Consider the following 14887-nt stretch of genomic DNA (forward strand, 5'->3'; position numbering starts at 1 on the left):
GTTTTATATGAGTATTTAACAATGAAGACGGCTGTGAAGTCGACGAATAATAGGTAAATAAATGAGCGAAAAGTTACAGAAGATTTTAGCCCGTGCGGGCAATGGTTCTCGTCGTGAATTAGAGACGATGATTCAAACTGGCCGCGTGAGCGTTAATGGACAAGTGGCCAAGCTTGGCGATCGATTAGAAGATGATAATGCCATCGTTCGAATTGACGGTCACAAAGTATCAGTAAAAGATTCTGAGGAAGTGATTTGCCGTGTGTTGGCATATAATAAACCTGAAGGGGAGTTATGTACACGTCATGACCCTGAGGGACGCCGCACCGTTTTTGATCGCTTACCAAAAATTAAAGGTTCACGTTGGGTGTCTGTTGGCCGTTTAGACGCCAACACTGGTGGCTTACTACTATTTACGACTGATGGTGAATTAGCGAACCGTTTAATGCACCCAAGCCGTCAAGTTGAACGTGAGTACTTGGTGCGTGTTTTTGGTGAAGTAACCGAAGATATGGTTCGTAATGTCACAAAAGGCGTTGAGCTAGAAGATGGCATGGCGCGTTTTGAAGATGTCGTTTATGCGGGCGGCGAAGGTATGAATCATACTTTCTATGTGATGATCACCGAAGGACGTAACCGTGAAGTTCGTCGTTTATGGGAATCACAAGGTGTGACGGTTAGCCGTTTAAAACGTGTTCGTTATGGTGACATCTTCCTTGAAAAAGGCTTACCACGAGGTGGCTGGGTTGAGCTTGAATTAAAAGAAGTAAATTACCTACGTGAAATGGTTGAGTTAAAGCCAGAAAGCGAAACCTTGATTGATCCCGATATGCATTCTCGCAAGCGTGATCGTTCGCGTGGTCAAAAAATCCGTCGTGCAGTAAAACGTCATGAAGAACGCAGTTCTACGCCTAAAGGCCGTGGGCGCAGTGCAACTCGTGGTAATGTGGCGACGAAAGGCACAACGACAAATAAAGTGAATAATGGTGAATCGGTTGGTGGACGCCAAGGAAAACCGGCGAATCGTCGTAAACCTTCTTCAACCGCTGGTAAAACAAGAACACGTCAGTAATTATGATCGCTTATTTGAAAAAAAAGAGTTTTTAATAAAAATGCCTCATCATAGATGAGGCATTTTTTTAAGCGATGATTTGATAAAGATTAATCACGCTTCCACAAAATGTGACAAAACTTGTTATCAGGGTCTCGGCTAATCAACATACGAGCAAACACATCATCTAAAGTATCATCGGCTTCATTGACTAGGCCAATTTTCACTTCTGCATAAACGTCTTTATCGACATCAAATCCAACGTGTTCTACCCAATCATCACCTGTTTCAACGACTTCTGCCGCTCCTCGGTCTTCAAATTGAGCCGTGAATAAAATCACGTCAACCGCTTCTAGATTATCAGGAGCCATTTCCAAAAAAATGTCATAGCCCACTTCGATTACGTCATCGTAAGAAATTAAATCAGTCATTATTACCTTATGTACTTTATCGGATGTATTTTTGTTTATTTAGAGTTTACTTCATTAGTTTAGTTTTGAATTGTTTCGTTCAGCCAATAGACGTTTAGTCAGCACGGCTCATGAACTTACGCTCTACAACGTTAACTTTAATTTTTTCACCACCAGCAATATATTCAGGAACTTGTACAACAAGGCCAGTCGACAATGTTGCCGGTTTGGTACGAGCGCTTGCAGAAGCACCTTTAATTGACGGTGATGTTTCTACAATGTTTAGTTCAACGCTTGATGGTAGTTCAATAGCAACTGGCGCACCATTCACAATCACAACGCTTAAACCTTGAGTGTCTTCATTGAAGAATAAAATTTCATCTGCAATGGTTTCTTTATTGAAATGATAAGGTGTGTAATCTTCATTATCCATGAACACATATTCATTACCATCAATGTAAGAGAACATTACGCTGTGGCGACTAAAATCAGCAAGTGTAAGAATTTCATCGGCTTTGAAGCTTTCATCCGATTTGGCTCCTGTTGCAACATCATACATACGCATACGATAAAGGCTTGCACCAGCGCGACCACTTGGTGTTAATTTACTTATTTCACGTACGGAGAAAACACGGCCATTGAGTTCAACAACGGCATTTTTTTTAATATCACTAGCTTTTGGCATGATCTTTCCTGAATATTAATCAAGGAGCACAGAGGCTCTATTTTTTGTTTACTGTTATCAGCGAGAAAATATCACGATCTTTCCTGAATACCAAAATAATTAGTCCAATACTCAAAGAAAACGATGAAATAAATGATCGCTTAAAACAAACCGATTTGCGGTGCGATGATCGATTCAAAATCGAGTCCAATAAACGGCAAAATAGCATCGGCTACGGGCTTAATTTGTTTATCGATGTAATGTTGGTAGTCTATTTGGCTTTCTAAGTAATCTTTAGGTTCTGGCCCATTGAGAGTAAATAGGTATTCAATTCGGCCTTTGTTCTGATATTGCAATGGACGGCCTAAACGTGCATTTTTCTCATCTGCTAATTTCGCCGCTCTTACTTGAGGAGGAATGTTCTTCTGGTATTCATTTAATTTGCGACGGAGTCGTTTTTGATACACCAAATCATGGTCATATTTACCTGATAACGTGTCTTCAACATATTGTTGTATATAAGACTGAGGATCTTTATCGTGAAAAATCATGGCATACAAATCATGTTGAAAATGATGAGAGAGTGGTGTCCAGTCTGTACGAGCACTTTCTAGCCCTTTAAACACCATTTTTTCAATTCCATTGGTATTGATTAACCCGCAATAGCGCTTTTTGGATCCTGTTTCAGAGCCGCGAATGGTGGGCATCAAAAAGCGTTGATAATGGGTTTCGTATTCAAGCTCTAAGGTTGAAGTTAAACCGTAGGTGTCTTTAATGTGTTCTTGCCACCAAAGATTCATTTCCTTGATCAGTTGTTGGCCAATCTTATCGGCTTCATTCGGTGAATGAGGCGTGATCAAGGATACAAACAATGAATCGGTATCGCCATAAATCACTTGGTAACCTTTATCTTCTATCAGTATTCGGGTCTGCTTCATAATTTCATGCCCACGCATAGTGATAGAAGAGGCTAAACGGGTATCAAAGAAACGGCACCCGGAAGAGCCAAGTACCCCATAAAATGAATTCATGATGATTTTAATTGCTTGAGAAAACGCCGCTTCGTTATTCTTTTTTGCACTATCACGAGCGGCCCATAACTCTTCAATCATTTTAGGTAAAAAGTGCTTAGAGCGATGAAATTGCCCTCCACGAAACCCTTCAACCGATTGGTTTTCTGCTGCCCCTACGTCTAGCTTTAATCCTTCCACTAATCCCATAGGATCAATAAGAAAAGTGCGGATAATGGAAGGGTACAGAGATTTAAAATCCAGTACTAATACCGAGTGATAAAGACCAGGATTAGAATCCATCACATAGCCACCGGGGCTGGCGAACCAATTTTCTGAATGGAGATTGGGGGCAACATAACCTGCTCGATGAAGTTGGGGGAGATAAAGGTTAGTAAAAGCGGCAACCGAGCCGCCAACTCTATCTAATTCAACACCAGTTAAGCGTGAACGTTCAATCGCAAATTCCAATAAGTGTGTTTTCTTGAAAATTTGTGTGACCAAACGGCAGTCTTGTAAGTTATACGTGGCGAGGGCAAGTTTGTCTTCGCGAAATTGACGATTGATTTCATCCATGCGGTTAAAGGGATCATGTATGATTTTACCTTCACCGAGTAACTCTTGTGATACCGATTCTAATGCCCATGAAGGAAAGTGATAAGTGGCGGTTTTTAAAGTATCAATACCATCTAATACCACGCGTCCGGGAATAGAAACAAAGCCTTGTTGCGTCGTGTTTGACTGCCTAAAAAATAAATTTTGACCACCGCGGCCAATTTTAAAGGGTAATTTATGCCATTCTGCGCGCTTAGCCAGCAACCGAAAGTCAAAATCGATCACATTCCAACCAATAATGATGTCTGGATCAAACTGCTGAAACCAATGCATCAGCGCTTTAAGTAATGCGAGTTCATTGTCTACCCACTGAATGTGTAGCGAGGGAGTGATATTGGCATTTGGATTTGGGCCGATCATAATCACCCGCCGATCAAGTTCAGAATCTAAACCCACAGAATAAAGAACCCCTTTCTCTGAACATTCAATATCCAGAGAAACAATATGTAGAGTGGGTTTGTAGTCAGCCGTTTTGCACTTCACATGAGTAATTTTTTGATATTGAGGATAAGAGGTGGTGTTTCCATAGAATTGAACACCACCACGGATAAACCTTTCCATTAAGTATCGGTCGGCAAGGCGAATATCGTCTTCATAGGTTGTGATCGCACTTTGATTAAAGGCTATTTTTGCTTGCTGTAAGACTTTTATCCCACTCGCGTAACAAGCGATCATGGGTTGCTGTTCAAAGTTGGCTAAATCAACAGGCTTTAGCTCAACAGACAGCTGATTCCGTTTTAATATGTCTATTGCATGTTGGTGATCATCATGAGAAATAAAGAAAACAGGACGCTCACCATCAACAAGTAGTTGTACGGGACCTGTGTCTGTTTTTACCCATATTTCTATTTGAGTTGTTTGTTGGGGTGAATAAGGAGACAAATCACGAGCTTGTCGAGTTAGTACGAAACCAGTTTGGAGGTTCATGAAATTCAGTCGTCCACTTAATCAGATCTGGGTTTATGATAACAAAATAGCTTTCAAATAAACAAAGAAGTCAATGAACGAATGATTTACACTGAATTTGTGCAAGGAAGGAAATTAAATACAAAAAAGTGATCAGTTAGAGCAATTCAAGTCTTGCATTATTATCGAAACCATCAATAATGCTGTTAAGGCATTAATTATTAACAAAGAATTGGTTTTTTTAGATGTAAATGATGAACCTAGTTATTAGGTAGATTCGGTATACAAGGTGGGTAACAATAGTGAGAGTTTCACAATTATTACTATTAACAGTCATTTTTATCGTTTTATTAAGATAGAATAAAGCGATCAGCAAGTTATGTTGATTTAGCGATAATTCAAGTGTGGAGATACAAGTGTGATAAATGTTTTCCTTGTAGATGATCACGAACTGGTTCGCACAGGGATTCGACGTATTATTGAAGACGTCCGTGGAATGAAAGTAGTAGGGGAAGCTGACAGTGGTGAAAATTCTGTAAAATGGTGCCGTGGTAATCACGCGGATGTTATTTTAATGGATATGAATATGCCTGGAATTGGTGGCTTGGAAGCAACCAAAAAAATATTAAGATTCAATCCAGACATCAAAATCATAGTATTAACTATTCATACTGAAAATCCTTTCCCAACTAAAGTGATGCAAGCAGGAGCTTCTGGTTATTTAACTAAAGGTGCTGCGCCTGATGAAATGGTTAATGCTATCCGTATGGTCCACAGTGGTCAGCGATATATCTCACCAGAGATTGCACAACAAATGGCATTAAGCCAGTTTTCTGCAACATCAGATAACCCATTTAAGGAGTTATCTGAACGTGAATTACAAATTATGTTGATGATTACTAAGGGGCAAAAAGTAACGGATATTTCCGAACAGCTAAATTTAAGCCCTAAAACAGTGAACAGTTATCGTTACCGTTTATTCAGTAAATTGGATATAAATGGTGATGTTGAACTTACGCATCTTGCGATTCGCTACGGTATGATCAGTACAGAGACATTATAGTGTCTTCTCGTTCTATAACGACAGCCTTTGATTCTGCTGCATTTTTATCAACAGTGTCAGAACAGCCCGGTGTTTATCGTATGTATAACGCCGAGGCTGATATTATTTATGTTGGTAAAGCTAAAAACCTGAATAAACGCCTTTCTAGCTATTTTCGTAAAAATGTAGATAACGAAAAAACGAAAGCGCTCGTTAGTCATATTTCTAAAATTGATGTTACGGTTACTCATACAGAGACAGAAGCATTAATCCTTGAACATAATTACATTAAGCAGTACCTCCCTAAATACAATGTTTTACTGCGTGATGATAAATCTTACCCTTACATACTTATCACTAAACATAAACATCCGCGTTTGGCCTATCACCGTGGTGCTAAGAAACGTAAAGGAGAGTATTTTGGCCCATACCCAGAAGCAGGCGCGGTACGAGAAACACTTCATTTATTACAGAAAATCATTCCAGTAAGACAATGTGAAGACAGTGTATACTCTAACCGAACTCGACCTTGTCTTATGTATCAAATCGAACGTTGCTCAGGGCCTTGTGTAAAAGGATTAGTGAGTGATGAAGAATATGAAGAAAACATAAATTATGTGCGGCTCTTTCTGCAAGGTAAAGATGTTCAAGTACTTAATGCATTAATTGTTAAAATGGAAACGGCCAGTAAAGCGCTTCAGTTTGAAAAGGCGGCAAAGTATCGTGACCAAATACAAGCTATTCGCCGCGTTCAAGAGCAACAATCGGTATCCGATGACAGTGCAGAAGATATGGATGTTATTGGTTTTGCAAAAGAAAATGGATTGGCGTGCATTCACTTATTGATGATACGTCAAGGGAAGGTGTTAGGCAGTCGTAGTCATTTTCCTAAAATACCCAATAATACCGATGATCATGAAGTATTCTCGAGCTTCTTAAACCAGTATTATTTAAGCCATAATGAAGCATCCAGTATACCGTCTCGAATTACTTATAATGCTGATTTATTTGAAGACGAAACCCCCTTGCAAGAAGCTTTAGTCCAAATGGCGGGTAGAAAAGTGATTTTTCATGTTAGTCCAAGAGGTATGCGTGGACGATATTTAAAACTTGCGAATACCAATGCTCGTAGTGCTCTTACGGCGAAAATTAGTCATAAAATGACAGTAAACCAAAGAGTTAAAGAGTTGGAGCTTGAACTTGGTATGCCTCGTATTGAACGAATGGAATGCTTTGATATTAGTCATACGATGGGAGAAAGTACTATAGCATCTTGCGTTGTTTTTAACCGTGAAGGACCAATAAAACAAGAATATCGCCGCTACAATATTGAGGGGATTACTGGAGGTGATGATTATGCGGCCATGGGGCAAGTACTTGATAGACGTTATTCTAAACAACAATATACTGATGAGCAGTGTGCTGAAAAAATCCCTGATGTCATATTTATTGACGGAGGTAAAGGACAGCTCAACAGGGCTTATGAGATAATTCAAAAATATTGGCAAGCGTGGCCCAAGCAACCCGAGTTAATTGGTATCGCGAAAGGCGTCATACGTAAGCCAGGTTTGGAAACACTGATTAAAGTGACGGGTGAGGAATTTAATCTTCCTAGTGATGCTCCTGCATTACATTTGATTCAACATATACGTGATGAGAGTCATAACCACGCCATTGCGGGACATCGAGCAAAACGGGGTAAAACACGTCGTACGAGCTCTTTGGAAGGGATTGAAGGTGTTGGGCCAAAGCGTCGTCAAGCATTATTGAAATATATGGGCGGGATTCAAGAACTGAAACGAGCAACTGTAGAAGAAATAGCCAAAGTACCTAGTATCAGTAAATCTTTGGCAGAAATCATTCATGAAGCATTGAAACCCTAGCCGTTTTAACGCAACATTAAGCCGCACTCTCCAAGAGACGTAATTATGCGATTTACAATACCTAATATGTTAACTTTACTTCGACTCGCGCTAATCCCCGTTTTCGTTGTTATTTTCTATTTGCCTTATGCTTGGGCTCCTTTTGCTGCCGCAATGGTTTTTTGGGTAGCAGGTTTCACCGATTGGCTTGATGGTGTCCTCGCTCGTAAGCTTGGTCAGACAACTCGGTTTGGTGCTTTTTTGGATCCAGTTGCAGATAAAGTAATGGTGGCTGTCGCTTTAATTTTGATCACAGAGCATTATCATTCACTTTGGATAACGATTCCGGCAGCAACTATGATTGCACGAGAGATTATTATTTCCGCATTACGTGAGTGGATGGCTGAAATTGGGAAACGTGCAAGTGTCGCTGTTTCTTGGATTGGAAAATGGAAAACACTTTCGCAAATGTTTGCACTATGGGTATTGATCTGGCGTTACGATGATTGGATGGTATGGATGGGATACGCCGCTTTATATATAGCGACAGCTCTGACTTACTGGTCAATGTATCAGTATTTAAAAGCGGCAAAGGGTGATTTGCTGGCTGGACAAGATGAATAATTATCTAGTTTGAGTGATGAGAGCCTTGCATTTTTGTAAGGCTTTTTTGTTTTAATAAGGTTGAGTTTTTTGGGTTTATGAATGACTAATACCAATCGTATTAATTACTTGATCAGTGTTGTAAATGTCTAGGGCTGAGTGATTTTTATATCAACAGTGTGTTTTTATCGTTTATCTTGTTTACATCGGCGTTTTAAAGAGTGATTTAGTTTGCCTAAATTCATTTTCTAATGGATTAGAACGCATCGTTATTGGGCGCTTTCCACCTTTCAATTGGTTATTTTTGTTAGAAAATTGACCAATATAACGATTTTTGTCTATAAAGCATCCAAACAAATTAAAAATTAAAAAATAATGTTGACGTACCATGCTGAATCCGTAAAATGCCATCCCGTACTCAAGAGGAACTTAATGCAATATCTACGGCAGTATTAATTTTTTCTTCAAGGTAAGGCGCCTTGGCAGAGTGGCTATGCAGCGGATTGCAAATCCGTGGACCTCGGTTCGACTCCGGGAGGCGCCTCCAAATTATCTTGTAAATACACTTGCGACACTAGCTCAGCTGGTAGAGCGCAACCTTGCCAAGGTTGAGGTCACGAGTTCGAGCCTCGTGTGTCGCTCCAAAATTTGTAATATTGAATTTTCGAAAAAGAATAATTCAGTATTAGATGGTGTTCTAACTTTTCGGTTAGGTGCATCGCAATAAAGAATTGCGTGCCCTGGTGGTGGAATTGGTAGACACAAGGGATTTAAAATCCCTCGGCGTTCGCGCTGTGCCGGTTCAAGTCCGGCCCGGGGCACCATCTATTAAAGTCTGTATTTAGTGCAGCAACGCGACACTAGCTCAGCTGGTAGAGCGCAACCTTGCCAAGGTTGAGGTCACGAGTTCGAGCCTCGTGTGTCGCTCCAAATTGAAAGCCCTAACAGAAATGTTAGGGCTTTTTACTTTTTATGGTTTGAAGAAGTCAGTCTCAACTTATTACCTTTATGAAAAGTGACGTAAGGTCTAAATGTATAAAGGTAATAGCGTTGTATACTTTGTGCTATTTAGGAAACCTAAATTTTAATTTATTGATTTAACACAAATAGTTGCAATTTACTCGTTCATTTAGCTTACAAGTGTTTCGTTATTCTTTACGTTTAGGGTAATATCCGCTCAAAACGTAACATCTGTACGCTCAAATGGATAAAACATAATGTCTTCCCTTGATTCTTTCCATATCATTAGATTATTACAACAGCAAAGCGAGAAGAAGCCAGAAATGGTTGCTTTAGAAGGCTTTGACATGCAATCACCATGGAATACGGTTTCATGGAAGCAACTCGAAGAAAAAACCAATAAATTATCAAGGTTTCTTATTCAAATCGGCCTTGAGGTGCAAGGTAAGTGCGCAATTTTATCTCAAAACTGCCCGCAGTGGACTTGTGCTGATCTTGCTGCGTTAAAAGCACGTTTAATTGTTGTTCCCCTTTACCCAACTACGACTTTAGAACAGGCAAAATTTATTCTTGAAAATTCCAGTGTGAAGATTTTATTTGTGGATGATGCACAGCAATATAAAATGGCATGTGATTTACAAAATCTTGTACCTGAGATTAAAACTATTGTTGTCTTTGATAGAGCTGTTGAGTTAAAAGTGGAAGAACAGCATTTTCACTTAGATACGCTTCTAGGTGATGGCTTAGCTATTGATACATCGGTGATGGCGGAATTTGAACAACGTTTATTGAATACAAATTTAGATGATTTAGTGACGCTTATTTATACCTCTGGTACGACAGGAGATCCTAAAGGTGTCATGCTAGATTATCGTAATTTCGCTTCAACGATTTCCCAGCATGATAAAATCTTAGATTTTACTGACCAAGATATATCCTTAGCATTTTTACCTTTGAGTCATGTGTTTGAACGTAGTTGGACATTTTATGTGTTAAGTCGCGGCGGAAAGAATGTGTATTTACAAGATACTAATCGAATTAAGCAAGCGATCAGTGCATGCAAGCCAAGTACGTTGTGTGTTGTCCCTCGGTTTTTAGAAAAGGTTTACAGTGCTATTCAAGAGCAAGCATCAAAAGGAAGTAAGCTCAAACAAACTATTTTCTCTTGGGCAATCAATGTGGGTACTCAGAAATTTGAAGTATCTCAAGACCGAAGAAAAAACTCTTTATGGTTGGTATTGCAATATCGAGTAGCGGATAAACTTGTTTTTAGAAAATTGCAGAATGCACTAGGTGGCCAATTAAAATTTATGCCATGTGGCGGAGCAGCATTAGAAGCCAATGTGGCTAGTTTTTTTCATGCAATAGATATACCCGTGTTATGTGGATATGGCATGACAGAAACTACCGCTACGGTAACGTGTAATACCATAACTAACCGGGTGACTGGATCGAATGGTCAGCCTCTGTCTGGTATGGAGGTAAAACTGGGACTTGATAATGAAATTCTTATCCGTGGGGATACCGTTATGCGAGGTTATTACAATCGACCAGCAGACACTGCCGCAAGTTTTAGTAAAGGGTGGCTAAAAACAGGCGATGCGGGCGAGTTTGACGATAATGGCAATTTATATATTACCGATCGTATTAAAGAATTGATGAAAACTTCGAACGGTAAATATATTGCTCCACAACGTGTGGAAGGCAAAGTAGCTTGTTGCCCCTTTATCGAGCAAGTTGCTATTGTCGCCGATGCGAGAAACTATGTAACAGCATTGATTGTACCGGCTTTTGAAGCACTAGATTCTTGGGCAAAAGAAAAAGGTATTCGATATGAATCACCCCTAGAATTACTTCGTCATAGTCATGTTGTTGAGCATTTTGAGCAGCGATTAAAAGATTTACAACAAGAATTAGCTGGATTTGAAAAAATTAAAAAATTTACGTTGTTGCCTACCGCATTTTCAATAGAAGAAGGGCTAATTACACCAACGCTTAAATTACGTCGGAAAAAAATCTACGAAACTTATGCAAAAGAAATACAAGCGATGTACACAAAAAAAATGGCTTGATTCGGTAGAAATATTAGACGCTATTTATCAAAATAAGTCTAATATAAACAGTTGATTACAAATATATCGTAAAGGGGTAAATAATTAATTTTATTTACCCCTTTAAAATTTATTGCGTTTTAAATAATTTTCGTGGTATTTTCCGCTCCAATCTCAAGGCTCAAAGTTTTACCTTAGGGGGATACGCGTAAGGACATTCAGGCTGATTGTGCCATTACGTATGAGTAGGTACTGCTAACATCGCGTTATCAGTAGACGGGAACCGATGCGACACAATTTACGCATTGTTATAGGAAGCCCAACATTGAATACATTAACCCAGATTTTAAAAATCAGCTTTACACATCTTAACCGCTCAATCGTGACTTTTTTACGTGCGATGGAGTGGACCAATATTACGAGCCTTACTTGTTATAGTGGTGCTCCGTTAAATCGTCGTACTTCAAATATAACCGAACCTTGAATTCCAACCTTTAACTTACTGAATTGCTCTTGCATTTCATGCCTTTAATTATGCTTAAGTTTATAGCTTAAGTAACAAAGGCTGTGTTTAGTTTCTCCAATTTATATCTTGTGAAAGAGTTTATCGGAGTAGGTTGGCTGGCGTTCAGCCCATATTTGTTGTCTATACCGTTTTGAAGGGTTTCCTTAATGACCACTGCTTTTGATTTTGAGCTTAACAATGCTCACACACCATTCACCACCAATATCCCTTATGTTGATGGTGTGTACGGGCTTGAACTTGACCAAGTTTTACTTGATCAAGAACAGCATGAATCTGCGGTTCGTTCTTATCCACGTCGCTTACCGATTGCAATTAAACGTGCTTATGGCGCTTTAGTTGAAGATACCCGTGGCCAGTTATTTTTAGATTGTTTAGCGGGCGCCGGGACTTTGGTTCTTGGCTATAACCATCCTGAAATTAATCAAGCCTTGAAAGAGCAGCTTGATTCGGGTTTGCCGTATCAAACATTGGATATTACTACGCCAGCAAAAGACCGCTTCATAAAGCAAGTTAAAGCTTTTTTACCTCAGGATTTCGCTAAAAATTCAGTGATTCAATTCTGCGGTCCTTCTGGCGCAGATGCAGTAGAAGCGGCAATAAAACTGGCAAAGCAAACTACAGGTCGCAATACCATGGTGGCATTTCGTGGTGCTTATCATGGCATGACTAACGGCACGATGGGCATGATGGGGAACCTTGGCACGAAAGCGCGTCGTACTGGTTTAATGTCCGATGTTCATTTTATGCCTTTTCCATATAGCCTACGCTGCCCATTTGGTATTGGTGGAGATGCAGGCGCGAAGCAAAGTATTCGTTACATTGAACGTATGCTAAATGATGATGAAAGTGGCATTCAAAAGCCAGCGGCTATCATTGTTGAACCGGTTCAAGGCGAGGGTGGTGTTATTCCTGCACCAGCTTTCTGGCTACGTGAGTTGCGCCGTATTACTCAAGAGCATGGCATTTTACTGATTTTTGATGAAATTCAATGCGGTGTCGGTAAAACTGGACATAATTTTGCTTTTGAAGAATCGGGTATTTCACCTGATATTCTGTGTTTGTCCAAGGCGATTGGCGGGGGATTACCCATGTCGATTCTTGTGTTTAATAAAGACATTGATACTTGGAAGCCTGGTGAGCATACCGGTACTTTCCGTGGGAACCAATTGGCGATGGTATCTGGTGCGAAGGCGCTTGAAATCATCCAACGTGATAATTTAGTCGAACACGCTAAAGCCGCAGGTCAATACCTACGTGAAGGGTTAGAAAAAATCCAACGTGAAGTTGGCTGTATCGCGGAAGTTCGTGGTAAAGGATTAATGTTAGGGGCTGAAGTGGTTACCCCAAACGGTGAGCTAAACAAATTTGGCGAACGTATTCCTGCTTCTGAATTAACGTTAAAAATTCAACGTGCATCACTCGAACGTGGTTTGATGATTGAAAAGGGTGGGCGTGATGGTTCGGTATTACGTTTCTTGCCACCGATCATCATTAGTTTTGAACAAATTGATTTTGCATTAAAAACATTGAAAGCGGCGATTATTGCGGCCGGTGGTGGTATTGATCCTGAAAGTCCTCAACAGTTAGACGAAAAATGTGAGCATCAAGATTGGCAACAGTACTTTATTCAAACAGGTGCTAAAGGTGCGGATAGCTTTGAGCAAGCTATGAATCAAACCACTCAAGCTATGAAAGCGGTATTTGAAGCCGTGGATAAGCCTTATTCAGGTATAGATCCACAATTGCTCAAAGCGCAAATTGAAGCAGTGAATTTAGATTCAAGCAACAGTGATTTACAGCAGGTGATCAACAGCACCACCAACTTGGTGGCGAAGAACTCTATTTTTGTTCAGCACCCAAATTGCATTGCGCATTTGCACACGCCGCCATTAGTCCCTGCGATTGCGGCAGAAGCGATGATTGCTTCTTTGAATCAATCAATGGATTCATGGGATCAAGCCTCTGCGGCGACTTATGTTGAGCAGAGAGTATCGGATTGGTTATGTGCGAAATATGAATTAGGCGATAAAGCCGATGGCGTGTTCACCAGTGTTGGAACGCAAAGTAACCAAATGGGGTTGTTACTTGCTCGTGACTGGATTGCCGATAAATTAAGCCAACATTCAATTCAAAAGTTAGGCTTGCCTGAGTACGCCGACAAATTGCGCATTGTATGTTCTAAAAAATCACACTTTACCGTCCAAAAAACCGCGTCTTTAATGGGGCTAGGTGAAGCTGCTGTTGTCTGTGTTGATACTCATAATGATGGCACGATTAACACAGATGCGATGGCGGAAGTCTTAAACCAATTAAAAGCAGAAGGTTTAATTCCATTTGCAATGGTAGGTACTGCCGGTACGACCGATCATGGTGCGATTGATGATTTAAATACTTTAGCTGATTTAGCATTGGCTCATGATATTTGGTTCCACGTTGATGGTGCTTACGGTGGCGCGTTAATTCTAAGTAGTCATAAAAACCGCTTAGCGGGTATTGAGCGTGCTCAATCAATCAGTGTTGATTTCCATAAGCTGTTTTATCAACCAATTAGCTGTGGCGCAGTATTGCTAAAAGACAAAGCGAACTTTAAATACTTATTGCATCACGCGGATTACCTAAACCGTGAAACCGATGAACTGCCAAACTTAGTCGACAAATCAATGGCAACCACACGTCGTTTTGATGCACTCAAAGTATTTATGACCATGCAAAGTGTGGGTACACAAGCGCTTGGTGACATGTACGATCATTTAATTGAACAGACTCAACAGGTCGCTCAATTAGTGGCAAACAATGCCGCATTTGAACTACTGGCGCCACCAGCATTATCTACCGTATTGATGCGTTACAGTAATGCAAATTTGACTGTAGAAGCGCAAGATGCTCTTAACCGTAAGATCCGCATTGAAGCGTTAATTCGTGGTATTGCCGTATTAGGTGAAACTACGGTGGATGGTAAAGCAGCATTGAAGTTTACGATTTTGAATCCATGTCTCAAATTGTCTGATTTTGAAAAACTGCTCAATGAGATAAATGAATTAGCGCAAGTGTTAACCAGCGAAGGTTCATTACGTTAGTTATTATTACGCCTTACTATTGAATGATGGTAGGGCGTAAATTTTTATTTAAATATTAACTTTGGATTATTCAGGATTGATATCCAATAAAATACATATTTTCACTATTT

9 protein-coding genes and 4 tRNA genes are annotated in these 14887 nt (G+C 40.0%); 10 read left to right on the top strand and 3 right to left on the bottom strand.

Features of this window, described 5'->3' with window-relative positions; all coding sequences use genetic code 11:
- Positions 1–61 precede the first annotated feature (61 nt).
- The gene (gene rluB / locus VCASEI_RS06185; RefSeq protein WP_086958234.1) at positions 62–1072 is read left to right on the top strand and encodes a 23S rRNA pseudouridine(2605) synthase RluB; all 1011 of its coding nucleotides are present in this window, start codon (positions 62–64) and stop codon (positions 1070–1072) included.
- A gap of 89 nt (positions 1073–1161) precedes the next feature.
- Here rluB and VCASEI_RS06190 read toward each other — a convergent pair whose 3' ends face one another.
- The 3 genes from VCASEI_RS06190 to VCASEI_RS06200 all read right to left on the bottom strand — a co-directional run bounded on the left by VCASEI_RS06190 (position 1162) and on the right by VCASEI_RS06200 (position 4677).
- Positions 1162–1482 carry an HI1450 family dsDNA-mimic protein gene (locus VCASEI_RS06190; RefSeq protein ID WP_086958236.1) on the bottom strand — a complete coding sequence of 107 codons (321 nt, stop codon included), beginning with the start codon at positions 1480–1482 and terminating at the stop codon, positions 1162–1164.
- Positions 1483–1576: 94 nt separating this feature from the next.
- A complete protein-coding gene (gene efpL / locus VCASEI_RS06195; RefSeq protein ID WP_086958238.1) occupies positions 1577–2146 on the bottom strand; it encodes an elongation factor P-like protein EfpL in 570 nt (189 codons plus the stop codon).
- A gap of 140 nt (positions 2147–2286) precedes the next feature.
- A complete protein-coding gene (locus VCASEI_RS06200; protein WP_089110927.1) occupies positions 2287–4677 on the bottom strand; it encodes a DNA polymerase II in 2391 nt (796 codons plus the stop codon).
- A 397-nt stretch (positions 4678–5074) separates the two neighbouring features.
- Between VCASEI_RS06200 and uvrY the strand changes: the two genes are divergently transcribed.
- The 9 genes from uvrY to VCASEI_RS06250 all read left to right on the top strand — a co-directional run bounded on the left by uvrY (position 5075) and on the right by VCASEI_RS06250 (position 14777).
- On the top strand, positions 5075–5719 hold the full coding sequence (gene uvrY, locus VCASEI_RS06205) for a UvrY/SirA/GacA family response regulator transcription factor (protein WP_089110928.1): 645 nt from the start codon (positions 5075–5077) through the stop codon (positions 5717–5719).
- Between the two features lie 14 nt (positions 5720–5733).
- Positions 5734–7581 (top strand): excinuclease ABC subunit UvrC, encoded by a 1848-nt coding sequence (gene uvrC / locus VCASEI_RS06210; RefSeq protein ID WP_089110947.1) that lies wholly within the window; start codon positions 5734–5736, stop codon positions 7579–7581.
- Positions 7582–7626: 45 nt separating this feature from the next.
- Positions 7627–8184 carry a CDP-diacylglycerol--glycerol-3-phosphate 3-phosphatidyltransferase gene (pgsA, locus tag VCASEI_RS06215; RefSeq protein WP_086958243.1) on the top strand — a complete coding sequence of 186 codons (558 nt, stop codon included), beginning with the start codon at positions 7627–7629 and terminating at the stop codon, positions 8182–8184.
- 452 nt (positions 8185–8636) lie between these two features.
- Positions 8637–8710, top strand: a tRNA-Cys gene (locus VCASEI_RS06225).
- A gap of 21 nt (positions 8711–8731) precedes the next feature.
- Positions 8732–8807 (top strand) — tRNA-Gly (locus VCASEI_RS06230).
- Positions 8808–8900: 93 nt separating this feature from the next.
- Positions 8901–8987, top strand: a tRNA-Leu gene (locus VCASEI_RS06235).
- Positions 8988–9017: 30 nt separating this feature from the next.
- Positions 9018–9093: transfer RNA gene (locus VCASEI_RS06240), tRNA-Gly, on the top strand.
- Between the two features lie 287 nt (positions 9094–9380).
- Entirely contained in the window at positions 9381–11195 is a 1815-nt protein-coding gene (locus VCASEI_RS06245; RefSeq protein ID WP_089110929.1) for an AMP-dependent synthetase/ligase, read from the top strand.
- 651 nt (positions 11196–11846) lie between these two features.
- Positions 11847–14777: a pyridoxal phosphate-dependent class III aminotransferase gene (locus VCASEI_RS06250; RefSeq protein WP_089110930.1), complete on the top strand. Its 2931-nt coding sequence runs from the start codon at positions 11847–11849 to the stop codon at positions 14775–14777.
- Positions 14778–14887 lie beyond the last annotated feature (110 nt).

Source organism: Vibrio casei, assembly GCF_002218025.2.
GTDB lineage: Bacteria > Pseudomonadota > Gammaproteobacteria > Enterobacterales > Vibrionaceae > Vibrio > Vibrio casei.

Excerpts from the sequence above, each read along its gene's own strand:
- efpL (WP_086958238.1), bottom strand. The coding sequence starts at position 2,146 with ATGCCAAAAGCTAGTGATATTAAAAAAAATGCCGTTGTTGAACTCAAT.
- pgsA (WP_086958243.1), top strand. The coding sequence starts at position 7,627 with ATGCGATTTACAATACCTAATATGTTAACTTTACTTCGACTCGCGCTA.
- VCASEI_RS06245 (WP_089110929.1), top strand. The coding sequence starts at position 9,381 with ATGTCTTCCCTTGATTCTTTCCATATCATTAGATTATTACAACAGCAA.
- VCASEI_RS06190 (WP_086958236.1), bottom strand. The coding sequence starts at position 1,482 with ATGACTGATTTAATTTCTTACGATGACGTAATCGAAGTGGGCTATGAC.
- rluB (WP_086958234.1), top strand. The coding sequence starts at position 62 with ATGAGCGAAAAGTTACAGAAGATTTTAGCCCGTGCGGGCAATGGTTCT.
- VCASEI_RS06200 (WP_089110927.1), bottom strand. The coding sequence starts at position 4,677 with ATGAACCTCCAAACTGGTTTCGTACTAACTCGACAAGCTCGTGATTTG.
- VCASEI_RS06250 (WP_089110930.1), top strand. The coding sequence starts at position 11,847 with ATGACCACTGCTTTTGATTTTGAGCTTAACAATGCTCACACACCATTC.